Source organism: Propionivibrio pelophilus DSM 12018, assembly GCF_059569095.1.
This window is the reverse complement of record NZ_JCANUT010000060.1, coordinates 1-22800: the sequence shown is the minus strand read 5'-3', so window position 1 is coordinate 22800 and position 22800 is coordinate 1. Positions and strand designations below refer to the sequence as shown.

Genomic DNA, 22800 nt, shown 5'->3' with positions numbered 1-22800 from the left:
ATCGAAAGCAACTGCAACAATTCGGCATGCAAGCTTCCATGAGCCGCAAGGGCAATTGTTGGGACAACGCGCCGATGGAGAGTTTCTGGGGTTCCCTGAAAAACGAGTTGGTGCATCACAGGCGCTTTACTACGCGCACACAGGCCCGGCAGGAAATCACCGAGTACATTGAAATCTTCTACAACCGAATTCGTAAGCAGGCGAGACTGGGCTATCTGTCGCCGGCACAATTCACCCAGCAATACCATGCAAAACAGATAGCCGCTTAACCCGTTGGACTCTACGGTTGACGACCTACCTCACAGGAACAACATCCTGAACGTATAGGTGCAAGGTTTCTGAAATTCGAAGACCACCGTAGCGCATCAGTAGCACAATCAGAATGTCGCGCAGATTGATGCGTTCTTCTGGTCGTGGACTATTCTGCTTGCCCGGAACAATGAAGCCTTTCCAAAGCAAATCACCAATCCGATCTTCTGGAAAATTCTTCACTGGCTCCCGATCAAAAACCGGGGTAACTGCCATACTCACCGCACGCGCCATCTTGATCGTGGTCGCCGCTTTCTTTCTGGACATGGCGTGAGCCAAAAACGCGCGGTCTTTTTTCCGGGACCACTTGGCCCAAGCTCGTATCTGCTCAACCTCGGTCGCCTGTCGCCAAGCGTTGATTTGGACCGCTCCGTACCTCCCGGCCATCCAGTCAGTAAAATCATTCAGGTATTGGACAAGCTGATTCGCAAGCCTGGGATTTTTCGTATCCCAATACAACCCGGAGCGATCATAGCCGTCTTCGTCGACCGTTCCATTAACTAGCCGACCCACGAAAGCCGAGAAGGCCTCATGTGGCGTCGCAAAGCATTCCTCGTTGGCCGATAGATACTGAATCAGCAAGCTGACTGCCTGCGCGAGTTTGCTGCGCCACGCATGACTTCTGGAGTGCAACGAAATCAACATGTAGTCGACCAAGGGAATCAACGGCCCTTGGTCTGTGAGAATCACTGGAATCGAACACTCAACTCCGTGCTCATCACGAACGACGCCGGCCTGAACTACCGTGTGGTCCATTTCACGACCAACCAGCGCAGAGGCTCAGACACTGCGTACGTTGCGAAAGCCGCCATTGCTCCGCATCTGCCGCGCTTCGCTTGTCTCCTGGCTCGTTCGGCTTCGCCTGCCCGAGCCCAGGCCGAGCTCTTTTTCAAACCCGAAAAACAAAAATACAGAGGCAAAGGAGTGACACCTCAATAGTAATGCGGAAACTAATAGTACCGCATACACTACCGATATTGCACTTGCACTATGCCATCATCCCACCCATAGCACTCAATATCGAGGGATTACCTATACGTTTAGTAACACGATAAGACTACCGATATGGTATTTGTGGGGAAAACGCCAACAAATCGTGAGAACGACGCGGCAACCGATCGCGAATCGCCGCGAGCGATTGCCGCCTGGCCGTTTCAGGCGTATGCCGGGGAAAACGCCTGAGCCGCCTCCGCCGGACCGCTTTCCTGCCAGTATGGGGACAGCTTGCGCAACTGGGCGATGATCGGTGGCACGGCGGCAACGACGCGATCGATCTCCGCTTCCGTGTTGTAGCGCGACAGCGAAAAGCGGATCGTGCCATGTGCCGCGGTGTAGGGGATACCCATGGCGCGCATGACGTGCGAGGGTTCGAGTGAACCGGAGGTGCACGCTGATCCGCTCGATGCGGCAATACCCTGCTTGTTGAGCAGCAACAGGATCGCCTCTCCCTCGACGTACTCGAAGGCGATGTTCGCCGTGTTCGGCAGGCGGTTAGCCGGATCGCCGGTAACGAAGGCGTGCGGCACCTGCGCGAGGATGCCGGCTTCGAGCTTGTCGCGCAGACGCCTCACTTCGCTGTTCTCGAACACCATGTGCTCCAGCGCCAGTTCGGCCGCCTTGCCGAGGCCAATGATCGACGCCGAGTTCTCGGTGCCGGCGCGCCGGCCGCGTTCCTGATGGCCGCCGCGCAGCAAAGGGCGAAAACGCGTGTTACGCCGCAGATAGAGAACGCCGATGCCCTTGGGCGCGTGCAGTTTGTGCCCCGAGAGCGAAAGCATGTCGATCTTGCTGTTCTTCAGGTCGATCGGCACCTTGCCGACCGCCTGCACGGCGTCGGTGTGGAACATGGCGCCCACCGCGCGTGCCATCCGGGCCATTTCCTCGACCGGGAACAGCGTCCCCGTCTCGTTGTTGGCCCACATGACAGACACAATCGCGGTACGTGGCGAGAGCAGCGACTTGTACTCGTCCATGTCCAGCCGGCCCTTCTTGTCCACCTTCAGGCGATGGACCACCGTACCTTCTTTCTCCAGGTACTCGCACAACGCCAGGATCGCCGGATGCTCGACCACGGTAGTGATGATCTGCTTGCGTTCCGGTTGTGCCTTGAGCGCCGAGAGGATCGCCGTCGAGTCGGATTCAGTGCCACACGAGGTGAAGATGATTTCCGAGTCGAATTCCGCGCCGAGCAGTTTCTGCACGGCGACGCGGGCTTCCTTCAGCCCCTGCGCCACCTTGTTGCCGAAACTGTGCATCGACGACGCGTTGCCGAACTGTTCGGTGAAATACGGCAGCATCGCTTCGACCACGGCCGGGTCGCAGGCCGTCGTCGCATTGTTGTCGAGATAGATCGGTTTCATCGCTCACCTCCGCGCCGGCATCGCCAGCAATGCCGCCGGCAGCAGTTGGACGAATTCACCGAGCGCGTCGACAAGCTGCGCCTGGATGCCGGAGAGCGTGGCCTGCTCCATCATGCAGCCTTGGCACGCGCCTTTCAGATTCACGTAGATGTTCTTGCCGTCGATCTCCACCACTTCGATATCACCGTGATCGCGCTGCAGCATCGGACGGATCTCCTCGATCGTCTCCTCGATCTTGCGCATGCGCTGGAAATTGGTCAGACGCGGCTTCGCCGCTGGCACAACAGGCTCCTCGATTTTCGCGACCGTAGCGGAAGACGACGAATGAAACGTAATGGGCTGAGCGGTCGGCCTCGGCGCATCGGCCAGCGCAGGCGGCATCGGCGCGGTGCAACGTTCGGCCGAGACATTGGCGAGGATTTCCTCGATACCCTCGTGGCAACTGCAACAGCCGCCGCCGGCCTTGGTGTAGTGCGTCACCTGTTCGACCGTCGTCAGGCTGTTGGCGCGCACGACATCCTCGATCAACACCGAATCGACGGCGAAGCACTTGCAGACCATCGCGCCCTCCTCATGGTCATCCACCCATGTTTCGCCGCGGTAGTTGGCGATGGCGGCCTGCAGGGCCTCGCGCCCCATCACCGAACAGTGCATCTTCTCAGGCGGCAGGCCATCGAGATAATCGGCGATCTGCTGGTTCGACACCCGCAGCGCCTCGTCGAGGGTCATCCCCTTGACGATCTCGGTCAGCGCCGACGACGAAGCGATCGCCGAACCGCAACCGAAGGTCTGAAAATGCGCTTCGAGAATACGCTCGCTCGCGGGATCCACTTTCAACATCAGACGCAGTGCGTCGCCGCACTGGATCGAGCCGACATCGCCAACGGCATTGGCGCCGTCCAGCGGTCCGGCGTTGCGCGGATTGAAGAAATGTTCGCGGACTTTTTCGGTGTAATCCCACATGATGCTGCTCCTTTGATCCTGGTCAATTCACAAGATAGCGAGCCAAGGGAACATGGCCCGTTCTTACTGCTGATACGTACTACGCCTGCACCGGCATCGCCGAGTAGGCGTAACAAGCCTTCGGACAGACACGGCCACAGGCACCGCAGCCGATACAGTCGCCGGGGTTCTTGAGGGTCATCACGGAGGCGGTGTCGTCCTCGTCGTAATCCTCGTCCTCAAGCTCCATTTCCTCGCCGCGGTCGATCAGATCGAGCACGTCACGCGGGCAGACCTTGTAGCAGCGGCCGCAGCCGATGCACTTTTTCGGGTCCAGTTCAGTGACAAATTCCGGTGTCCAGGCGGTGCCGTTCAGGGTCAGACCAGTAATCGGTTCCATTTGCTTTCCTTTCACTCAAAAAATTCAGTCAGAGTCCCGCCACGTCGGGATACTTGCCAATGATTTCCAGCGCCACGGCCAGGTGCTTGTCGGCCTCGTTCTTCATCTTCGACAGGCTGTCGAAGCCGAAGCGGTGGGCGTCACGCAAGGTGCGATCGAGTACCACCAGCTTGCCGACGGTGATCAGCACGCGCCCGAAGCCTTCGTGACTCAGATGCACCAAAGTGACCGCCATCAGCCCGCATTCCTTCTCGATCATCACGGCGATGCCGTTGTAGAACGCCTTGATGCACGCCACGGTGATCTCGTCCGGGTCGCCGATGACCGGAATCGCGGCCTTCCGCTCCCTGGTCAGGACAAACGGTTCGAGGAGGCTGGCCGCCGGCTGGCCGTCGTACTGGCCATAACTGTCGAGCGCGCGCATCTGACGCATCATCTCGCGGATGAAATCAGTCTCAAGGATCGGATCGGCGCTCGCGGCGGCAAGGGAGGTCGGGCTCATGAAAAGTCTCCGGACAGGTTGATGGGTTGAACAGGCGGGCAAACCGACGGCGTGACGCGCTGCCCGAACGATGAGCGGGAAAGCGAACGCGCCACGAGGACACCCGAAACTAGGCCAACGACAGTCCCGACAACCGCGGCTGCATCGCTCTCGAAAATGGCGCCCGCAATAACGGCTCCGAGAACAATCCCGACCGCCGGCAACAGGTAGCCAAGCAGTGCAGCCAAGGCAATAGAGGACTCCGGCATAGTCAGAGTAATCGGATCACCGGGAGTCACCGGACCATCCAGTCGAACTGAAACAAGTTGCCCTTTCGCGTCGCCCGCAGAACACGACTGCCTTGAGCCGCAGCCAGAGCAGGCCGCGACCGCCTCCAACCGCACCCGCGCGGTGGTTTCCCCTCGCCGGGTTTCGACGCCGACCACGACACCGACACGTTCGATACAGGTATTCATTCTTCCCACCCTTCTTCGGCCATCCGGTCGAAACGCGATTCATCGGTGTCGCGACGCAAGGCTTTTTCGACCCAGCTGACGCCGCCTTCCCGCACGGAACGGCGCAGGTCTTCCAGCAAGGATTCGATGTCCGTCTCTTCTTCCAGCCGGATTGGTTGAACCCCTGCGACCAGGAGTTGCCGTACCGCGGAACCACCCACCGCCAGGCAGTACGTTGCGGCACAGCCGCTGAGCGCGATGATTTTTTCGGCCAGCTTGTTCTCGTTGCCGTCCATCGCTTCTTCAGGGAATTCCACGACCTCCACCAGCTTCGCGCGCTCACCATCGACCGCGTAGATGGCGAATCCAACCGAAGCGCCGAAGTGCTGATCGACCGTGACACGATCCGAGGTGGCGAAAGCGACTTTGAGCACGCTCGGCACCTCGTCAGTGGCAGACCACGCCAGCGCCAGCTTGCGACCGCACGGATGCGGACACGTCGTCGGATCTGTAGATGGATCGGTAGGCAGGAATGTCATGGTGCTGCCCCAAGAAAAGGTTAGCGATATCGAACAAGGCTTGCCGCGCCAAGCGGTAACCGGACCAGCCGCGCGCGTACCCGCCGACTTGGTCGTACAGCGGAAAACCGGCACGCAACAGCGAAACACCCAAGCGATTGGCAACCTCGACGCCGTGCGAATTGCTCACCAGCAACTGCGCGCCATTCGCGGCCGCGTCCTTCTCGAGGTCATCCAGATCGCCGATCCGGACCGCCTCGCACAGCACGCTTTCAAGCACACCTGCCCGCGCCGGGGCCACTGCCGACACCACCTTCGCACCCATACTCACGAACAGGTCGGAGAGCCCCTTGAGCAGATCCGGTTCAAGTCCCAACGCCACACGCATGAAGCCGGTCATGAAGTGCGTATCGACCATCGCGTCCTGCAACTGGGCACGGTGCCGCTCGATCTTGGCGGGTACAGCCACGCCGGAGATGTCGGCCAGAGTCTGGGTAAACCGGTCACTGGCGTCGAGACCGATCAGGTGATCGAAGCGATAAGTCGGCACGCTGGTACGCGCCTCGAGCCGGTCCGCGGCCGCGCCGATCGAACGACCGACGGCCAAGGTAGCGATAGATTCGCCCATCGCTGCGATTTCCGCCAACGGGGAACCGCCAAGCGTCACCGCTGAATGCTGTTTGTCGATCAGGTGCCCGTCCAGCGAGTCGCCTATATCGGGCACGACCACCGGACGCAGCCCGAAGGCCTCGATCCACTCCTTGATCGCCTCGATGTCTCCCGGCGTCAGCATCGAAGACGCCAGCACGTTGACCTGACGATGCCGCCGCCCCACATGCCGTGTTTCAGGAACGAGCGTGTCGATGATCGCCTCGAGCGCCAGCGCAAAGCCGCTCTCGAAGCAGCCGGCGAAATCGGGCGTATTTACCGGGATGACCGCGGTTGCGGCATATTCCGGATACTTGGCACGGAACTCCCGCACGAGACGGTGGATATCCGTACCCTGTGTTTCAGAAAGACCTGTCGTCGGCAAGCCGATCACATCCGGCTTGTTCTTCTCGCAAATCGTCTTGAGGCCGACGATAACGTTCTCGTCGGCGTTCATCACCGTCGCGATCTGATCCATTGCCGTCGTCTGCAGCGGAATCGGCTCGCGGAAATGACGCACGAAAAAGACCTTGCCGAAGGCGGTGCAGCCTTGCGCGCCATGGAGCATCGGCAAACTGTTGCGCATGCCGAGGAAGGCCAGCGCGGCGCCGATCGCCTGGCTCGCCTTGAGCGGACTGACGGTCAGTGGTTTGGGAGTGCGGATGATTTCAGCCATGTTGTTTTCCTCGGACAAGACCGATTCCGGACAACCCGTCATTCCGGCGGAAGCCGGAATCCAGGTTTCCGGAGCACGGACTGGATCCCGGCCTGCGCCGGGATGACGAAAGAAATGGTGTCATCGCATCCCTCCAACCGCTTCGCCGGCGATCCTGCCCGCCGCCCATGGCGCCGGCTTGCGCACCGCCGGCCAGACCGGGCTCTCGATCGTCAGTGTGAGTTGCTTAGCCATCTCCTGCATGCCGGCGTAACCGGCGTAGGCGTATTCGCGCTCCTGGTTCACATCGAGGAACGGAATGCGCGCCTTCATCGCGGTGTAGAGGTTGCGTCCGCCGGCGATCAGCACGTCGGCGCCTTTTTCGTTGTAAACCTTGAGCAGGCCGGCTGGATTGCCGTCCTCGATCATGTGAGCCTCTTCGCCGAGCAGATCGCGGATGCGCTCCTTGTCATCCTCGGTCGACTTGCGAACGCCGGTGGCGACGACGTCCATTCCGAGATCGCGCAACGCCGAGATGATCGACCACGACTTGACACCGCCGGTGTAGAGCAACGCACGCTTGCCGGCGAGGCGCTCGCGCCAGGGCGCAAGTTGCGCGTGGGCGTTGGCTTCCTCGCGGGCGATCAGAGCTTCGGTACGTGCGCTCAAGTCCGCATCACCGAGCAGGCGGGCAAACTCGCGCAAGGCGTTGGAGGTATCCGTCACCCCGTAGAAACTGCCTTCGAAATACCGGATACCCCACTTCTCTTGCAACTGGCGCGCGACATTGAGCAATGCGTTCGAGCACACCACCATCGACGCCTTGGCCCGGTGCATCGTCTGCACCTCGCGGAAACGCGCATCGCCCGACAGCGAACCGATGATACGAAGCCCAAGCTCATCGAACAGCGGCGCGACATGCCAGAGCTCGCCGCGGATGTTGTATTCGGCGATCATCGCCACGTCGTGCACCTTGATGCCGGGGCGTTGCGCCGATTCGGGAACGGGATCCGGTTCGCGTGTGCCGATGACATGGTCGAACATCGTCTGCCCGGCAATCCGGTCGCCAAGTTTCTTGGAGCCGTAGAAGCCGGCGGCATCGACCGGAATCACCGGCACGCCCCAACGCGCGGCTGCATCCTTGCACAGTGCCGGCAGGTCCTCGCCGATCATTGCCGTGACGCAGGTCGCGTAGACGAAAACCGCGGCAGGTGAATACGTATCGATCGCCTGCTTGATCGCATGGAAAAGTTTCTTCTCGTTGCGCCCCATCACGATGTCCTGCTCGGACAGGTCGGTGGTCATCCCCAGACGGTAGAACGCGGGGCCGGTCGTGCGGGTGCCGCGGTTATCCCACGAGTCACCGGTGCAGGCGATCGGCCCGTGGACGATGTGCGCCACGTCGGCAATCGGAAACAGGGTGATCTGCGCGCCATCAAAGGGGCAACCGCCCGCGGTGGCGCCAGGCTTCGGGCGCGTGCAGCCGCCCTTGGCCTTGTTCGCGTTGTTGGCGCAGGCAGGTTCATCAATCAGCAGGGCGATGTCGCTGGTTCTCATGGTGGGCGTCCTTTCGCCCTACCCTATGCAATCGCTGTGCCACGCCTTGAAGCCCTTGTTTTCCTGCCTCGTCGCGCTGTTCTTTTGTGGCGATCGCGACAGAGCACAGCAACTCCGTCTTCTGATTTGTCGCGAACACAACATCGTCGCACCGAAAACTGGCGCTTTCGCACATGGAAAGAGTCTTGCTAGATAGAGACCACCGCCGCCACCTGACGAGGAAGCTTCATGAACATCGCGACCGATCTCAGCCCCCCTCCCCTGGCACTCGCCCGCCACCCTGAGGATCCCGCCACGCAGGCTTTCGCCGGCGTCATCGTGCAATCCCTGCTTGCCCGCCGCCAGCCCCTGATCCGCGGACTGAACGAGGATGGCTTCCGCACGCTGGTCGACTCCTATTTCCCCGGCCTTGACTGCCGCAACGGCAAGCCCGGCGAGAAGGAACTGGCCTTGTTCGAGTACGACGAATTCGTGGACCTCGTCGACTTGCTGCTCGATCACCGGGCCACGGGACAGGAAATGGAAGTCTGGCTCGTCCACGCCATCGCCACGGCGGCGATGGGCGAAAACCATTTGTGGCAGGACATGGGCCTGCCGAACCGCAAGGTACTCAGTGCATTGATGCAAAAACACTTCCCATCCCTTGCGGCGCTGAACCACAAGGACATGAAGTGGAAGAAGTTCTTCTACCGCCAGCTGTGCGAACGTTCGGGCGTGCTCATTTGCAAGTCGCCGAACTGCACGGAATGTTGCGATTACCGGATCTGTTTCGGCCCGGAAGACGCCTGAGCGACACCCATATCCATTCCCGTCGTCTTGTCGGGCATTTATATTGCTAGCGTTATGTAGTGTGTGGTAATAACGACAAACCGCACGAACTGGAAGATGACAACATGAACGCCCCATCTGCCGCGACCAAACCTCCCACCCCGCTGCTTGCGCGCGGAAAGCGCTGGGACCACCTGGAACTGCTCGAACGCATCGACGCGTCCGGATCGATCTCTACCGCCGCCAGCGCCATGGGCATGAGCTACAAGGCGGCCTGGCAAGCCGTCGAGGGCATGAACAACCTGTCCGAACAGCCCGTCGTGGAACGACAGACAGGGGGCAAGCACGGCGGCGGCACCCGCCTGACGCCGTATGGCCGGCGTGTTCTCACGGCCTATCGGCGCCTGGAAAAGGAACGGGAGAGAGTATTGGCGGCGCTGGGGCAGATCATGGATGACTTCGAACAGTACTACCAACTCATCCGGAGATTCGACATGAAGACAAGTGCGCGCAACCAGTTTCTCGGCAAGGTCAAATCAGTCAGGCACGGCCCGATCAACGCCGAGGTAATTCTCGACATCGGCGGTGGCGACGAACTGGCCGCCGTCATCACTCACGACAGCGCCGAACACCTCGCCCTGACCGAAGGCATGGAGGCCTATGCTCTCGTCAAGGCACCGTGGATCATCGTCACCACCGACGATTCGCTAAAGACCAGCGCCCGCAACCGGCTGTGCGGAACCGTCGTCCGTTGCCAGGAAGGCGCGATCAACAGCGAAGTGGTGATCGAACTGCCGGGCGGCAAGCTCGTAGTGGCCACCGTCACCAACGAAAGCATCCACGAACTCGGTCTCAAGGAAGGCAAGCGCGCCTGCGCACTGATCAAGGCCTCCCACGTCATTCTCGCCGTCGGCGCCTAAACAAAAGGAAAAAATCATGCTCAGGAAAACGCTCCTCGCCCTCGCAATCATCACGTCGGCTGCCGCCAATGCAGACGAAGTTCAGGTCGCCGTCGCCGCCAATTTCACCGCGCCGATGCAGAAAATCGCCGCCGAATTCGAGAAGGAAACCGGCCACAAGGCGCTGCTGGCCTTCGGATCGACGGGCAAGCTCTACGCGCAGATCAGGAACGGCGCGCCGTTCGAGATCCTGCTGGCCGCCGACGAAACCACACCGACGAAACTGGAAAATGAAGGCGCTGGCATCGCGGGCAGCCGTTTCACCTACGCCATCGGCAAGCTGGTGTTGTGGTCGTCGCAGAAAGGCTTCGTTGACGACAAGGGCGAGATATTGAAGAAAGGGGCGTTCAAGCACGTCGCCCTCGCCAATCCCAAGCTCGCCCCCTACGGTGCCGCCACCATCGAAACACTGACGGCACTCAAGCTCCTCGACGCGATCCAGCCCAAATTCGTACAGGGTGAGAACATTGCCCAGACCCATCAGTTCGTCGCCACCGGCAACGCCGAACTGGGCTTCATCGCGCTGTCGCAGGTAATGAAGGACGGCAAGATCGCCGAAGGCTCGGCGTGGGTCGTTCCGTCCGGCCTGCACCAGCCGATTCGTCAGGATGCCGTGTTGCTCGACAAGGGCAAGGGAAAGCCGGCGGCCGACGCCCTGATGAACTACCTGCGCAGCGACAAGGCCGCGACAGTGATCAAGTCCTTCGGCTACGCGCGCTGAGCAGGAAAGCACCATGCTCTCGGATAGCGAACTGCAGGCCATCTGGCTGACCGTGCGGCTGGCGTCGATCGTCACGGTCATCCTGTTGCTCATCGGCACGCCCATCGCCTGGTGGCTGGCACGCACCAGGACGTGGCTGAAAGGTCCGGTCGGCGCCGTCGTCGCCCTGCCGCTGGTACTGCCGCCCTCGGTCCTCGGCTTCTACCTGCTGCTGGCGATGGGGCCGCATGGCCCGGTCGGCCAGTTCACGGAAGCGCTGGGGCTCGGACGCCTGCCCTTCACGTTCTGGGGACTGGTCGTCGCGTCCGTATTCTATTCACTGCCGTTCATGGTGCAGCCCCTGCAAACGGCGTTCGAGGGCATCGGCGAGCGGCCGCTGGAAGTCGCCGCGACGCTGCGCGCCTCGCCGCTCGACGCCTTCTTCACTGTTGCCGCCCCGCTGGCACTGCCCGGCTTCCTGACCGCCTCGATCCTCACGTTCGCCCACACCGTCGGCGAATTCGGCGTCGTGCTGATGATCGGTGGCAACCTCCCGGGCGTTACGCGCGTCGCCTCGGTACAGATCTACGACCATGTCGAGGCGCTGGAATACGCCTCGGCGCACCGTCTCTCGGCGGTGATGCTGGTCTTCTCGTTCCTTGTGCTGCTGACGCTCTACGCCTGGCGGCCCGATGCAAAGAAGGGAGCCTGAGATGACCGGAATCAACGCCCGCTTCCACCTCGACTGGCCGGGTTTCACCCTCGACGTCGACCTGACACTGCCGGGCCGCGGTGTCACCGCACTGTTCGGCCACTCGGGTTCCGGCAAGACCACGCTGCTGCGCTGCATCGCCGGCCTCGAACGCCCCCGCGAGGGACGGCTGACGGTGAACGGCGAGGTCTGGCAGAACGACCGGCAATGGGTGCCGACGCATCGCCGCCCGATCGGCTATGTCTTTCAGGAGGCCAGTCTCTTTCCGCATCTCTCCGTACTCGGCAACCTGCGCTATGGCATGAAGCGCTTGCGCGACCCGCAGCGTGTCAGTCTCGATCACGCAATAGAGCTCCTCGGTATCGCCCCTCTGCTCGACCGCAAACCCGATCGCCTCTCAGGAGGGGAACGCCAGCGTGTCGGCATCGCCCGTGCCCTGGCCGTCAGCCCGCGGCTGCTGCTGATGGATGAGCCACTGGCAGCGCTCGACCTGAAGCGCAAGCAGGAAATCCTGCCCTACCTCGAACGCCTGCACGACGAACTGGATATCCCGGTGCTCTACGTCAGCCATTCGCCCGACGAGGTGGCACGCCTCGCCGACCACATCGTGGCGATGGAAGGCGGCAAGGTGCTGGCCGACGGCCCGCTGAGCGAAACGCTGGCACGACTCGACCTGCCGATTCAGCTCGGCGAGGATGCCGGCGTAGTCATCGAGGCAGCAGTCGCCGAACGCGACGCACGCTGGCATCTCATCCGCGTCGACTTCGCCGGCGGCCACCTGTGGGTGCGCGACAACGCCATGCCGCTCGGTCATCACGCCCGCGTACGTATTCTGGCTCGCGACGTCAGCCTGTCACATGACAAGGGAGAGGACACGAGCATTCTCAACGCCCTCCCTGCTCGTGTCATAGCCATCGCCGATGACACACACCCGGCACTGGCGCTGGTCCGGCTTGATGTCGGAGAAACGCCATTGATCGCCCGCCTCACCAAACGCTCCGCCGCCCAACTCGACATTCACCCCGGCATGGCTCTTTGGGCGCACATCAAAGCCGTTGCCCTGATTGGATAGGAATGAACGCCACCATTGATTTAGCCTCCGCAGATGACCTGGAGCCCATGGCCGACCTGCTCGCCGAACTGTTCACACTTGAAAGCGACTTCAAGCCCGAGCGCCACAAACAGCTCGCCGGCCTGCGCCTGATACTCGACACACCCGCCATCGGACAGCTCTTTGTACTGCGCGTGGATGGGAAGGTAGCCGGCATGGCCAACGCACTGTTCACCGTCAGCACCGCCGAAGGACGGCGGGTCGTGCTGCTCGAAGATCTGATTATCAACGCCGCACATCGCGGCGCTGGCCTGGGCCGCAAGCTCATCGATCACATTTTGACTTGGTCTACCGCCAAAGGACTGCCGCGCGTCACCCTGCTCGCCGACAAGGACAATGTGTCGGCGCTGGCGTTCTACGAGAGGCTCGGGTTTGAGTATTCAGCAATGCGGGTGCTGCGCAAGACGGTTTAACTAGGGAAACACTGATTTATTCGCCGCCAGGCCAGTTTATGCTAATGGAATTATCATGGCTTGATTTGATGCTTGGGGTAATCGAGATGCAATCGAGTTTTTCCGAACTGGAATACGCGGCGAAGAGGAAAGTCACGCGACGCGACCGATTTCTGGCCGAGATTGAGGCGATCACTCCGTGGGCCGAACTGGAACGTACGCTTATCCCGTTCTATCCGAGCAACGGCGGGTGTGGGCGTCCGCCGATTGGACTCTCCCGGATGCTACGCATGTACGTGGCGCAGCAATGCTTTGGGTTGTCAGACGAAGGCATTGAAGATGCGCTCTACAATACACTACAAGCTTTTTGGATGCCGTTTGCGCCTGCGAAATACCTGCAAAGCTCGTGGCCACCAATACGGCACACAACGTCCTGACGACTTTTTTCATGGATTCCCCTCCGGTAGTTTTTCAAGACAACGAAACAACGTACCGGATGGTAGGAAGCCGAAAAGGTGATGTCCAATTACATATTCTGATACCGACCATCACATCCGGAACCACGCCAGGGAGGGATCATTTCGCGTCCTTGGCGAGAAAATCGCGCTTGCCGATATCGACGCCGTTCTCGCGCAGGATGTTGTACGCCGTCACCATGTGGAAATAGAAATTCGGCACAGCGAAGCCAACGAGGTAGTCCATGCCCTTGAACTTGAGGTCGTAGCTGCCGAGCGTGAAGGCGATGTCGCGCTCTTCGGTACCGTCGATCTGATCGGGCGAGAACGATTCGACGAAGGCGATCGTCCGGGCGATGCGCGCCTTGAGGTCCTCGAGCGTCTGCTCGTTGTCCTCGTACTTCGGCACTTCGACCCCGGCCAGGCGAGCGACGCAGCCCTTGGCGTGGTCGGTGGCGATCTGCACCTGCTTGCTCAACGGGAACATGTCGGCGATCAGGCGCAGTCCAGGCAGGACGCCGGGAGCGATCTTCCGCGCCTCGGCATGCGCCAGCCCCTTGTCCAGAATCGCCGAGAGATTGCGCAGCATGCGCACGAAGACGGGAACGCTGGCTTGATACATCGAGATGGTCATGATCTTTCTCCTGTCCTGGGATGATGAAAGCGAAGGCACTATAGGCCCAGACAGGAGCGCCAGCAAATCCGGGCGGCTACCAGCGGAAAACGAACTCCTGTGCTCTCCCCGCTTGCACCACGAAATCCTGCTGCTGAGCCTGGCCAACGTAAGTCACTGAGATCCGGTAATTGCCCTCGGGCAATTTCGCCAGCAGGTACGGCCCGGCGCTTTCGACCTCGAGCACTTTCGTGCCGCTCGCTTCGCTGACTACGACGCGAACGCCGGTCACGTAGGCGCCAGACTTTTCGGCCAGCAGAACGCGCACGTTGAACCCGCTTCGGGCGGCATTGATTTCCTCGAGCTCATCCTCGCCAACGCCGCCGGTGACGTAAATAAGGCCGTTGTAGGCCTGCCATGCAAGCACCGCATCCTCCGCCAGCGGCGACGAGCAGATCACTGCGAGGCAGATGGCCGCGATTTCCCGATGCATGGCACCCCCTTTCATCTTCCAGTTCACCGGCCGCTGTAGCGCATCGACTTCAGATAGGTAAACACGTTCTCGCGCGGCACCATCTCGCCGACAGCACATCCTTTGTCGCTAAGGGCACCGGTCGGGCAAACGTGCACGCACTTGCTGCACGACGTACAGGAGGGCGACTGGCCCCACGGCTGATGCAGGTCGGTGACCATCACCGAGTTGATGCCACGTCCCATGACGTTCCACGTCCTAGCCCCCTCCACTTCCTCGCACGCCCGCATGCAGCGGGTGCACAGCACGCAGCGGTTCGGGTCATAGTTGAAGCGCGCGTGCGACGCATCGACCTTCAGGCGCGGGTAACGATACGGATAGCGCGTGTGATGCACGCCCAGCCGCTGCGCCAGCGCCTGCAGTTCGCAATGCCCGTTCGATACGCAGACCGCGCAGATGTGGTTTCGCTCGGCAAGCAGCAACTCCAGGATCATCTTGCGGTACTTGGCCACTTTCGGCGAGTCGACGGTCACGTCCATTCCCTCGACGATAGTCGTCGCGCAGGCCGGCAGCAGGCGCGGCACGCCGCGTACCTCGACCATGCACAGGCGACAAGCGCCGACGTTCGAGAGTCCCTTGAAGCTGCAAAGGGTCGGAATGAAGATCTCGTTGGCCCGTGCCACGTCGAGGATCGTGCTGCCCTCATCGGCCTTGATCTCGGTACCGGCAATCTTCAGCGTAATGGTTTTCGGCATCGCCTCACTCCTTCGCCGAACAGGTTTCGCGGACATCGCAGCGCAGGCAGCGACTGCTTTCCGCAACGGCCTGCGCCTGCGTCAAACCGCGCATGACTTCCGCGAAATCGGCCCGGCGCTGCACCGCGGGCAGTTCTTCGGAAACGTTGCGGGCGCCGCCCTCCGGCTCGGGTGGAACGGCCTGTGCCACATCGAAGGTGCCGAGCAGGGTCGGCAATCGATCCTGCCCTGTCAGGATGTGGTCGATCGCCCGCGCGGCGGCCTTGCCCGTAGCCATCGTCGAGGAGACGTTCGATGCTCCGGTCACAAGGTCGCCGCCGGCGAAAACCCGCGGCCGATTGGTTTCGTACGTCACCCAGTCGGCCGCCGCCGTGTCGTTCTCGCGCACGTGGATGCCGAAGCGGCGCAGCGGCTCGGCGTCCGGCCGCTCGCCGATGGCCAGGATGATGTTGTCGCAGGGCACGATGATCTTCTCGCTGGTCGACACCGGCCGCCGCCGCCCGTCTAGCGCGTAGTCGCCGAGCTTGGTGCGCATCAGTTCGATGCCGGTGACGCGGCCGCGCTTGTCGGTGATCACGCGCTGTGGCGCAACGAGGAACTGCAACCTGACACCTTCGGCTTCGGCGTCAGTGACTTCCTCGGCGATCGCCGGCATGTCCTGCCGCTCGCGGCGATAGGCGATGGTCACTTCGCAGCCGAGGCGCAGCGCGGTGCGCGCCGAATCGACTGCCGCGTTGCCACCGCCGATGACGACGACCTTCTGCCCGATATGCGTCGGCTCGCCGCGCGCTACCTGTTCGAGGAAGTGGATCGCGTGCCACACGCTCGGCGATTCCTCGCCGGTGATCCCGGCGCTCATCGCCTTCCAGGTACCGGTGGCAAGAAAGACCGCGTCGTTCTCGGCTTCGAGCACGTCGAGCGAGACGCCGGCACCGAGCTTCTGGCCGAAGCGGAACGTCACGCCGAGACCGGCGATGACTTCCAGTTCCTGGCGCAGCATGTCCTTGGGCAGGCGGTACTGCGGCAACGAATAAAGCAACATGCCGCCGGCTTCCTCGCGCGCCTCGTGGATCGTCACATCATGGCCAAGCAGCGCGAGGTAGAACCCCGCGGCGAGTCCGGATGGGCCGGCACCAACGATGGCGATCTTCTTCCCGGTCGGGCTCATCCGCCGACCGGCAAGCCGTATTTTCACTTCGTCAAGCAGCGACCCGCCAAAGACCCGATCCGAGATGAAACGATGCACCTCCCGCATGTTGAGCGGCGCATCGACAGTCTTGCGCCGGCACTGGCTCTCGCACGGATGCTGGCAGATGCGCCCGGTCGAGCCAGGCAGCGGGTTATCGAGCCAGATCATCTCGGCCGCGTCGGCGATGCGCCCTTCCTTCGTCAGTTCGAGGAATTGCGGGATGCGCATGTGCAGCGGGCACGAGTTCTCGCACGGCGAGAGGAACAGATCCTCGCAGACCCCCGCCCGGCAGCGGCGAGCGCGAAGGTGTTCCTCGTACTCGTGGCGGAAGTAGCGCAGCGTCGTCAGCACCGGATTCGGCGCCGTCTGGCCGAGTCCGCACAGCGACATTTCCTTGATCATCTGCCCGAGTTCCTCAAGGTGCTGGATGTCCGCTTCCTCGGCCTGGCCGGCAGTGATCTTCTTCAGGATACGCAGCGCCTGATCGAGGCCGGCACGGCACGGAATGCACTTGCCGCAGGACTCGGAATGGGTGAATTCGACGAAGTAGCGGGCGACGTCGACCATGCAGTTGTCTTCGTCCATCACCACCATGCCACCCGACCCCATGATCGCGCCGATCTGCGCCAGCGACTCGTAGTCGATCGTCACGTCGAAATTCTCCGCCGGGATGCAACCGCCCGACGGTCCGCCCGACTGCAGCGCCTTGACGCGCTTTCCGCCCGGCGCCCCCTGCCCGATGTCGTAGATGACGTTCTTCAACGGCGTGCCGAGTGGCAGTTCGACGAGTCCCGTATTCCGGATCTTCCCGACCAACGAAAAGACCTTGGTGCCCGAGCTCTGCGCCGTGCCGATCTCGCTGAACCAGGCCCCGCCCCTCGCGACAATGACGGGAACGTTGCACCAGGTCTCGACATTGTTGATGTTCGTCGGCTTTCCCCACAGGCCCTTCTGCGCAGGGAATGGCGGACGCGGGCGCGGACGCCCGGCGCGGCCTTCGAGCGATTCGATCATCGCGGTTTCCTCGCCGCAGACGAAAGCCCCTGCTCCCTCTACCAACTTGATGTCGAAGCAGAAGCTGGTCCCCAGCACGTTATCGCCAATCAGCCCGAATTCGCGCGCCTCGGCCACGGCGCGCTTCAGACGCTGCACGGCGAGCGGGTATTCGGCGCGCAGATAGACGATTCCCTCGCTGGCGCCCATGGCGAAAGCACCGATCAGCATGCCCTCGATGAGCATGTGCGGGTCGCTCTCGATCTCGTTGCGGTTCATGTACGCGCCGGGGTCGCCCTCGTCCGCATTGCAGATGATGTATTTCTGGTCGGCCACTGCCTTGCTCAGCAGGTCCCATTTCACGCCGGTCGGATAGCCAGCACCGCCGCGACCGCGCAGCTTCGATTTCTTCACTTCCTCGATGATCTCGGTGACGTTCGGCTTCTGCGTCGCCTGGTAAAAGGCGTGGTAACCGCCAACGGCGATGTACTCCTCGATGTCCTCGGGATTGATCAGGCCGCAGTTGCGCAGCACGATCTTCTTCTGTCCCTTGAAGAACGGGATCTCGTTCCAGTACGGCACCTCCGGCAAACCGCGGCCGTACATCACGTGCCCGGTCAGGTGATCCCACTCCTCGATTTTGCAAAGGGCTTTTTCCAGTGGCGGCTGGCGCGAGGCGATGGTCTGGACGATGGCGGCGACATCGTCGGGTTTGACCTCACCGAGCACGACGAGCGGAAAGCCCGGCACATGCACATTCACCAGCGGCTCGGCGGCGCAGAAGCCGAAGCAGCCGACCGGTGTGAGTTGCGCGTCGACACCCTGCTTTTCGAGTTCCTTTTCCAGCGCCAGAAACACCTCCCGGGCGCCATTGCCCATGCCGCAGGTGCCCATGCCGACGCCAATGCGCGGCTTGCCCGGCTGGAGTTTCATCAACCCCGTGCGACGGATGTCGTGCAGGCCGTCGAGATCGTGGATTCTCATGATGCGGTCCCTTTATCAATGGCCGAAACGAGCTTCTTCAGCTTGAAGTCGCTGACGTGCCCGTAGATCTCGTGGTCGATCGCCGCGACCGGCGCCAGCGCGCACTGGCCGAAGCACGCGACGGTGCGAATGGTCATCCCGAAATCCGGGGTGGTAAACGACGTCGCCGCGCCAGCTTCTTCATCCTCGCGGAAGCCGGCGCCCGCCTTCAGCGAATCGAGCAACTGCTTCGAGCCGCGCGTGTGGCAAGCCGTGCCGCGACAAACGGTAACGGTGTGCCGCCCTTGCGGCGCCAGATTGAAAAACGAATAGAAGGTGGCGACGCTGAGCACCTGCGAGCGCGACACACCCATCTGGCAGGCCACGTAGTCCAGCGTCGCGCGCGGCAGGTACTTGAGCGGATGCGCCTGCTGGATTTCCTCCAGCACGCTCAGCACGTCGCCGGTCTTCTCCGGATGCCGGGCGATGATGTCGTCGATGATCTCGTTCGGGAGAGGCGTGTTGTCTGCTGCTTGCATTTTCGGTCCCCTTTCCTTTCACCGCGCATTTGCTTGGACAAAAGCGCGGCTTCGTTCCGTCATTCCCGGAAAAACGCGCTCCCCTCGACCAGTCCTACCGCCTCGTCGACCCAGTACGACGTCGCGGGCGATACCGACTCGCCGACATCGAAGCTGAAGGCCGGGATGCCGACCACCCAGGCTTCCGGCGCCGTGCCGAACAGGTAGCGGGACAACCGGACAAGGCTCGCCGGATCGTGATGGTGACCAAGCGCCGAGTCGTGAACTTCGCCATCCTCGCGAACCCGCTCGACGCGAAGCGAGGCACTGCGCTGATCGGCCGGATAGGCGTCGAGGAACACCACGCAGTCAGCCATCGCGATGTCGGCCGCCAGCTCCGGCGTGAGTTGCCGCACGACGATGGTGCGATGCTCCCGGTGATGCTCGGCAAGCAGGCCGGCCGCCCGCACCCCGGCCGCGTCATCGCTGCGCAGATCGTTGCCGTAACCGATGACCAGCGTCGTCGGCGACACCGTAGGCAGTCGCTGGCCCATGCTCAGCCCCGTTCGCGAGCGTCCAGCAACGCGCCCGACGCATCGAACAACTCGATGCGCAACGGCATGTCCCCAAGCGCGTGCGTCGAACAGCTCAGGCACGGGTCGTAGCAGCGGATCACCGCCTCGACGCGGTTGAGGGCGCCCTCGGCGAGTTTTTTGCCATCGACGAAGCGCTTGGCCACCTGCGTGATCCCTTGGTTCATGGCCAGGTTGTTGTGCCCGGTAGCGATGATCAGGTTGGCCCACGCAATCAGGCCATTGCCGTCGATCCGGTAGTTGTGGATCAGCGTGCCGCGCGGCGCCTCGGAGATGCCGACACCTTCCCGCTTGTTCGGTCCGGCGATCGCGCGTACGTCCTGACTCAGGATCTCCGGCGACGCCAGCAGTTCGGTGACACGCTCCAGTGCGTAGAGGATCTCGACGAGCCGCGCGTAGTGGAAGTGGAATGAACTCAGCACCGCTCCCTCGGGCTGTAGCGCACGGAAATCGGCGAGTTCCTCTTCAGCCAGCGGCGTGCCCATCCGTTCACAGACGTTGAGGCGCGCCAGCGGACCGACGCGGTACAGCCCCTCGGGGTAGCCGATCGGTTTGTAGTACGGCGATTTCAGATAACTGTCCGGCTCGACAGCCTCGCCGATGTACGTCGCGTAGTCCCTGGCCTCGATCTTGTCGACAACAATCTTCCGTTGCGCATCGACGACACGCAGATGGCCGTCGTAGTGCTCGATCGCTCCGTCCGGCCCGACGAGCCCGAGGAACATGCTCGGGAAGTTGGCGAAGCTGTCGATCTCGGCCTGGAAGTTGCCAATAACCGGCTTGAACCAGTCGAGCGTCTTGCGGGCAATGGCCAGTGCCTGCGGCAATTCAGCAAGGATTTCGTCACGCGCCGCTTCGCCCAGCGGGCTGGCGACGCCACCCGGGACGATCCACGCCGGATGGATGCGCTTGCCGCTCAGCCGTTCGATCATCTGCTGGCCGAACTTGCGCAGCCAGATACCGTCCTTGGCCAGTTCCGGAAATTTCGCCGCCACGCCGAGGATGTGCCGGTTCGCCGGGTCGGAATCCATGCCTAGCAGCAGGTCCGGCGAACTGAGGTGGAAGAAGCTCAGCGCATGCGACTGGATCAGTTGCCCGAAGTTGATGACGCGCCGAAGCATCGCGGCCGACGCCGGGATCGTCACCGCCATCAGGTCGTCGCAAGCCTTGGCCGAAGCGAGCAGGTGGCTGATCGGGCAAATGCCGCAGGTGCGGGCGGTCAGCGACGGCATCTCCTGGTAGGGCCGTCCCTCGGTGAACTTCTCGAAACCGCGGAATTGCGTGATGTGCAGGCGGGCGACGTCGACCTGCCCGTCATCGTCGAGCTTGATGGTGATCTTCGAATGCCCCTCGATACGGGTGACCGGATCGATGGTGATGGTTTGGGTCATGGCGCCTCCCCTGATCTTCGCCAAATTTCAGCCGAAACGTGCCCGAGGTTCCAATTCCGGCATGCGCCCTTCGAGCAAGGCGGCCACCGCGCTGAAGATGATCTCCGCGTGCGGCGGGCAACCGGGGACAAAAATATCGACTTTGACGAATTCGTGGACCGGTTTCGATTTCGGCAGCAACGTTGGAATTACCTCGGTCGGAATCCCCGGATTGGCCGAGGCATTCTCCACGTACGCCCGGCGCAGCAGTTCGTCGCGCTTGAAGTAGTTGCGCATTCCGGGCACGTTGCTGGTCACCGCACAGTCGCCAAGTGCCATCAACAGCTTGGTGCGCGACCGAACCAGTTTGATCTTGTGCAGATCGTCCTCGCTGCTAACGGCCCCTTCGACGATCGTCAGATCGACGTTCTCCGGAAATTCCTTGGCATCGACCAGCGGGCTGTAGACGAGATCGATCTTCTCGGCCACCGCGAGCAGACGTTCATCCATGTCGAGAAACGACATATGGCACCCCGAGCAGCCGTCCAGCCAGACGGTGGCGATGCGTATCTTGTTCATGCCCCCCTCCCCCGTACTTTTTTCCGGTCAGCCGGTATGCGCTCTATCTTGTTGTTTTTGTAGCCGACCGGACCTCGAAACCCTTTACCAGCATAGGAAATGGCGGCCCTGAATACAACGCAAATACGACCCCTGAAACTCAGCAAATACGCGGCAGCGGCTCGCCCGAAAGCCAGTCGAGAATGCGCTGGCCCCCCAAGCGGGTGGTCATCTGCACGAAGCCGTGCCGATCCTCGACGACTTCGCCGATGATCGCCGCGTCCCGTCCGAGTGGATGAGTGCGCATCGCCGCCAACAGGCGGTCGGCATCCTGCGGCGCACAGACGGCAACCAGCTTGCCTTCGTTGGCGATGTAGAACGGATCCAGCCCCAGAAACTCGCACGCGGCGGCCACCACCGGCTTGACCGGCACCGCAGCTTCATCAAGCTGCATGCCCACGCCGGATTGCTTCGCCAGTTCGTTGAGCGTCGTCGCCAGGCCGCCGCGCGTGGGATCGCGCAACGCTCGTACGTCGGCGCCGGTGTCGAGCATCGCTTCGACCAATCCGTTGAGCGGCGCCGAATCAGAGACGATCGGCGAGTCGAAACTCAGCCCCTCGCGGCGGGAGAGGATCGCCATCCCGTGCTCGCCGATGGCGCCGGAAAGCAACACGACGTCGCCCGGCCGGGCCCGGTTCCCGGACAATTCGACGCCCTCGCGAATCATGCCGACCCCGGTGGTGGTAATGAACACCCCATCGCCCTTGCCCTTCTCCACCACCTTGGTGTCGCCGGTCACGACCAGCACGCCCGCGTCGGCCGCTGCGCGCGCCATCGATTCGACGATGCGCTGCAGATCGGCCAGCGGCAAACCTTCTTCGAGAACAAACGCGGCCGAGAGGTAGAGCGGCTTCGCGCCCATCACCGCCACGTCGTTGACCGTGCCATGCACCGCCAGGCTGCCGATATCGCCGCCGGGAAAGAACAGCGGCGAAACGACATGGCTGTCGGTCGACATCACCAGCCGACCTGCCGCCGGCGGCAGCACCGCCCCGTCGTCGCCCTGCGCCAGATACGCGTTTCCAAGCGCCTTGGCGAACAACTCCTCGATCAGGTTGGCCATGGCGCGACCGCCGCTGCCGTGGGCCATTTCGACGCGTCCGTGCGCCAAGTCGAGTTTCATGCTCTTGTCTCCGAGGCGAGCGCTACGTCATCCCGGCGCAGGCCGGGATCCAGTTTGTGCTCCGAAAGCCTGGATTCCGTATATGGACTCCTCCCGTTTTGCAAGAGCGAGTTGAGATAGGGCAAATGGGTGCGACTGCGACCGTATATCCGACCTGTGTGTGGAACGAAG

The 22800-nt window shown here is 62.0% G+C and carries 25 protein-coding genes and 1 pseudogene; 8 read left to right on the top strand and 18 right to left on the bottom strand.

Annotation, left to right across the window (positions count from 1 at the left end):
* On the top strand, positions 1 to 269 hold a 269-nt coding region (locus tag BO74_RS17825; RefSeq protein WP_496444220.1), incomplete at its 5' end, for an IS3 family transposase.
* 25 nt (positions 270 to 294) lie between these two features.
* On the opposite strand, the gene BO74_RS17820 is transcribed toward BO74_RS17825, so the two are convergent.
* From BO74_RS17820 to nifE, 9 genes are all read right to left on the bottom strand, one after another.
* Complete coding sequence (locus BO74_RS17820; RefSeq protein WP_496444218.1) at positions 295 to 1065, bottom strand: hypothetical protein; 771 nt, start codon at positions 1063 to 1065, stop codon at positions 295 to 297.
* A gap of 398 nt (positions 1066 to 1463) precedes the next feature.
* Positions 1464 to 2669, bottom strand: coding sequence for a cysteine desulfurase NifS (gene nifS, locus BO74_RS17815; RefSeq protein WP_496444216.1), 1206 nt, complete (start codon positions 2667 to 2669; stop codon positions 1464 to 1466).
* Between the two features lie 3 nt (positions 2670 to 2672).
* Positions 2673 to 3632 (bottom strand): Fe-S cluster assembly protein NifU, encoded by a 960-nt coding sequence (gene nifU / locus BO74_RS17810; protein WP_496444214.1) that lies wholly within the window; start codon positions 3630 to 3632, stop codon positions 2673 to 2675.
* 79 nt (positions 3633 to 3711) lie between these two features.
* Positions 3712 to 4011, bottom strand: coding sequence for a ferredoxin III, nif-specific (gene fdxB / locus BO74_RS17805; RefSeq protein ID WP_496444212.1), 300 nt, complete (start codon positions 4009 to 4011; stop codon positions 3712 to 3714).
* 28 nt (positions 4012 to 4039) lie between these two features.
* A complete protein-coding gene (locus BO74_RS17800) occupies positions 4040 to 4513 on the bottom strand; it encodes a NifX-associated nitrogen fixation protein (RefSeq protein ID WP_496444210.1) in 474 nt (157 codons plus the stop codon).
* The gene (locus BO74_RS17795) at positions 4510 to 4968 is read right to left on the bottom strand and encodes a SoxR reducing system RseC family protein (RefSeq protein WP_496444208.1); all 459 of its coding nucleotides are present in this window, start codon (positions 4966 to 4968) and stop codon (positions 4510 to 4512) included. The genes BO74_RS17800 and BO74_RS17795 overlap by 4 nt, the downstream gene beginning before the upstream one ends.
* Positions 4965 to 5381 (bottom strand): NifB/NifX family molybdenum-iron cluster-binding protein, encoded by a 417-nt coding sequence (locus BO74_RS17790; RefSeq protein ID WP_496444206.1) that lies wholly within the window; start codon positions 5379 to 5381, stop codon positions 4965 to 4967. The genes BO74_RS17795 and BO74_RS17790 overlap by 4 nt, the downstream gene beginning before the upstream one ends.
* A gap of 13 nt (positions 5382 to 5394) precedes the next feature.
* Positions 5395 to 6789, bottom strand: coding sequence for a nitrogenase iron-molybdenum cofactor biosynthesis protein NifN (nifN, locus tag BO74_RS17785; RefSeq protein WP_496444204.1), 1395 nt, complete (start codon positions 6787 to 6789; stop codon positions 5395 to 5397).
* Between the two features lie 120 nt (positions 6790 to 6909).
* On the bottom strand, positions 6910 to 8325 hold the full coding sequence (gene nifE, locus BO74_RS17780) for a nitrogenase iron-molybdenum cofactor biosynthesis protein NifE (protein WP_496444202.1): 1416 nt from the start codon (positions 8323 to 8325) through the stop codon (positions 6910 to 6912).
* Between the two features lie 228 nt (positions 8326 to 8553).
* On the opposite strand from nifE, the gene BO74_RS17775 reads away from it, so the two are divergent.
* The 7 genes and pseudogenes from BO74_RS17775 to BO74_RS17745 all read left to right on the top strand — a co-directional run.
* Positions 8554 to 9114, top strand: coding sequence for a nitrogen fixation protein NifQ (locus BO74_RS17775; RefSeq protein ID WP_496444200.1), 561 nt, complete (start codon positions 8554 to 8556; stop codon positions 9112 to 9114).
* A 104-nt stretch (positions 9115 to 9218) separates the two neighbouring features.
* Complete coding sequence (locus BO74_RS17770; RefSeq protein WP_496444199.1) at positions 9219 to 10013, top strand: TOBE domain-containing protein; 795 nt, start codon at positions 9219 to 9221, stop codon at positions 10011 to 10013.
* 16 nt (positions 10014 to 10029) lie between these two features.
* The gene (gene modA / locus BO74_RS17765; RefSeq protein WP_496444197.1) at positions 10030 to 10773 is read left to right on the top strand and encodes a molybdate ABC transporter substrate-binding protein; all 744 of its coding nucleotides are present in this window, start codon (positions 10030 to 10032) and stop codon (positions 10771 to 10773) included.
* A gap of 13 nt (positions 10774 to 10786) precedes the next feature.
* Positions 10787 to 11464 carry a molybdate ABC transporter permease subunit gene (gene modB, locus BO74_RS17760; RefSeq protein ID WP_496444195.1) on the top strand — a complete coding sequence of 226 codons (678 nt, stop codon included), beginning with the start codon at positions 10787 to 10789 and terminating at the stop codon, positions 11462 to 11464.
* A 1-nt stretch (position 11465) separates the two neighbouring features.
* Complete coding sequence (gene modC / locus BO74_RS17755) at positions 11466 to 12536, top strand: molybdenum ABC transporter ATP-binding protein (RefSeq protein WP_496444193.1); 1071 nt, start codon at positions 11466 to 11468, stop codon at positions 12534 to 12536.
* 2 nt (positions 12537 to 12538) lie between these two features.
* Positions 12539 to 12988, top strand: a complete 450-nt coding sequence (locus BO74_RS17750; RefSeq protein WP_496444191.1) for a GNAT family N-acetyltransferase — start codon at positions 12539 to 12541, stop codon at positions 12986 to 12988.
* 86 nt (positions 12989 to 13074) lie between these two features.
* Positions 13075 to 13323 (top strand): annotated as a pseudogene (locus BO74_RS17745) (transposase); the annotation flags it as partial.
* Between the two features lie 220 nt (positions 13324 to 13543).
* Here the strand turns inward: BO74_RS17745 and BO74_RS17740 are convergent.
* From BO74_RS17740 to hypE, 9 genes are all read right to left on the bottom strand, one after another.
* Positions 13544 to 14056 carry a DUF1993 domain-containing protein gene (locus BO74_RS17740; RefSeq protein WP_496444189.1) on the bottom strand — a complete coding sequence of 171 codons (513 nt, stop codon included), beginning with the start codon at positions 14054 to 14056 and terminating at the stop codon, positions 13544 to 13546.
* 76 nt (positions 14057 to 14132) lie between these two features.
* Positions 14133 to 14528: a hypothetical protein gene (locus tag BO74_RS17735; protein WP_496444187.1), complete on the bottom strand. Its 396-nt coding sequence runs from the start codon at positions 14526 to 14528 to the stop codon at positions 14133 to 14135.
* 23 nt (positions 14529 to 14551) lie between these two features.
* Entirely contained in the window at positions 14552 to 15262 is a 711-nt protein-coding gene (hoxU, locus tag BO74_RS17730) for a bidirectional hydrogenase complex protein HoxU (RefSeq protein ID WP_496444185.1), read from the bottom strand.
* Between the two features lie 4 nt (positions 15263 to 15266).
* The gene (locus tag BO74_RS17725) at positions 15267 to 18428 is read right to left on the bottom strand and encodes an NADH-ubiquinone oxidoreductase-F iron-sulfur binding region domain-containing protein (protein WP_496444183.1); all 3162 of its coding nucleotides are present in this window, start codon (positions 18426 to 18428) and stop codon (positions 15267 to 15269) included.
* Positions 18425 to 18946, bottom strand: a complete 522-nt coding sequence (locus BO74_RS17720) for an NADH-quinone oxidoreductase subunit NuoE family protein (RefSeq protein WP_496444181.1) — start codon at positions 18944 to 18946, stop codon at positions 18425 to 18427. Before BO74_RS17720 ends, BO74_RS17725 begins: the two co-directional genes overlap by 4 nt.
* Before the next feature lie 59 nt (positions 18947 to 19005).
* A complete protein-coding gene (locus tag BO74_RS17715) occupies positions 19006 to 19479 on the bottom strand; it encodes a hydrogenase maturation protease (protein ID WP_496444179.1) in 474 nt (157 codons plus the stop codon).
* Positions 19480 to 19481: 2 nt separating this feature from the next.
* Entirely contained in the window at positions 19482 to 20909 is a 1428-nt protein-coding gene (locus BO74_RS17710) for a Ni/Fe hydrogenase subunit alpha (protein ID WP_496444177.1), read from the bottom strand.
* 27 nt (positions 20910 to 20936) lie between these two features.
* Positions 20937 to 21467, bottom strand: a complete 531-nt coding sequence (locus BO74_RS17705; RefSeq protein WP_496444175.1) for an NADH-quinone oxidoreductase subunit B family protein — start codon at positions 21465 to 21467, stop codon at positions 20937 to 20939.
* Positions 21468 to 21606: 139 nt separating this feature from the next.
* On the bottom strand, positions 21607 to 22629 hold the full coding sequence (gene hypE / locus BO74_RS17700; protein WP_496444173.1) for a hydrogenase expression/formation protein HypE: 1023 nt from the start codon (positions 22627 to 22629) through the stop codon (positions 21607 to 21609).
* Positions 22630 to 22800 lie beyond the last annotated feature (171 nt).

Bases quoted from the DNA above. Each gene is read 5' to 3' on its own strand.
- BO74_RS17820 (WP_496444218.1), bottom strand. From the start codon at position 1,065: ATGGACCACACGGTAGTTCAGGCCGGCGTCGTTCGTGATGAGCACGGA.
- nifS (WP_496444216.1), bottom strand. From the start codon at position 2,669: ATGAAACCGATCTATCTCGACAACAATGCGACGACGGCCTGCGACCCG.
- nifU (WP_496444214.1), bottom strand. From the start codon at position 3,632: ATGTGGGATTACACCGAAAAAGTCCGCGAACATTTCTTCAATCCGCGC.
- fdxB (WP_496444212.1), bottom strand. From the start codon at position 4,011: ATGGAACCGATTACTGGTCTGACCCTGAACGGCACCGCCTGGACACCG.
- BO74_RS17800 (WP_496444210.1), bottom strand. From the start codon at position 4,513: ATGAGCCCGACCTCCCTTGCCGCCGCGAGCGCCGATCCGATCCTTGAG.
- BO74_RS17795 (WP_496444208.1), bottom strand. From the start codon at position 4,968: ATGAATACCTGTATCGAACGTGTCGGTGTCGTGGTCGGCGTCGAAACC.
- nifN (WP_496444204.1), bottom strand. From the start codon at position 6,789: ATGGCTGAAATCATCCGCACTCCCAAACCACTGACCGTCAGTCCGCTC.
- nifE (WP_496444202.1), bottom strand. From the start codon at position 8,325: ATGAGAACCAGCGACATCGCCCTGCTGATTGATGAACCTGCCTGCGCC.
- BO74_RS17775 (WP_496444200.1), top strand. From the start codon at position 8,554: ATGAACATCGCGACCGATCTCAGCCCCCCTCCCCTGGCACTCGCCCGC.
- BO74_RS17770 (WP_496444199.1), top strand. From the start codon at position 9,219: ATGAACGCCCCATCTGCCGCGACCAAACCTCCCACCCCGCTGCTTGCG.
- modA (WP_496444197.1), top strand. From the start codon at position 10,030: ATGCTCAGGAAAACGCTCCTCGCCCTCGCAATCATCACGTCGGCTGCC.
- modB (WP_496444195.1), top strand. From the start codon at position 10,787: ATGCTCTCGGATAGCGAACTGCAGGCCATCTGGCTGACCGTGCGGCTG.
- modC (WP_496444193.1), top strand. From the start codon at position 11,466: ATGACCGGAATCAACGCCCGCTTCCACCTCGACTGGCCGGGTTTCACC.
- BO74_RS17750 (WP_496444191.1), top strand. From the start codon at position 12,539: ATGAACGCCACCATTGATTTAGCCTCCGCAGATGACCTGGAGCCCATG.
- BO74_RS17740 (WP_496444189.1), bottom strand. From the start codon at position 14,056: ATGACCATCTCGATGTATCAAGCCAGCGTTCCCGTCTTCGTGCGCATG.
- BO74_RS17735 (WP_496444187.1), bottom strand. From the start codon at position 14,528: ATGCATCGGGAAATCGCGGCCATCTGCCTCGCAGTGATCTGCTCGTCG.
- hoxU (WP_496444185.1), bottom strand. From the start codon at position 15,262: ATGCCGAAAACCATTACGCTGAAGATTGCCGGTACCGAGATCAAGGCC.
- BO74_RS17725 (WP_496444183.1), bottom strand. From the start codon at position 18,428: ATGAGAATCCACGATCTCGACGGCCTGCACGACATCCGTCGCACGGGG.
- BO74_RS17720 (WP_496444181.1), bottom strand. From the start codon at position 18,946: ATGCAAGCAGCAGACAACACGCCTCTCCCGAACGAGATCATCGACGAC.
- BO74_RS17715 (WP_496444179.1), bottom strand. From the start codon at position 19,479: ATGGGCCAGCGACTGCCTACGGTGTCGCCGACGACGCTGGTCATCGGT.
- BO74_RS17710 (WP_496444177.1), bottom strand. From the start codon at position 20,909: ATGACCCAAACCATCACCATCGATCCGGTCACCCGTATCGAGGGGCAT.
- BO74_RS17705 (WP_496444175.1), bottom strand. From the start codon at position 21,467: ATGAACAAGATACGCATCGCCACCGTCTGGCTGGACGGCTGCTCGGGG.
- hypE (WP_496444173.1), bottom strand. From the start codon at position 22,629: ATGAAACTCGACTTGGCGCACGGACGCGTCGAAATGGCCCACGGCAGC.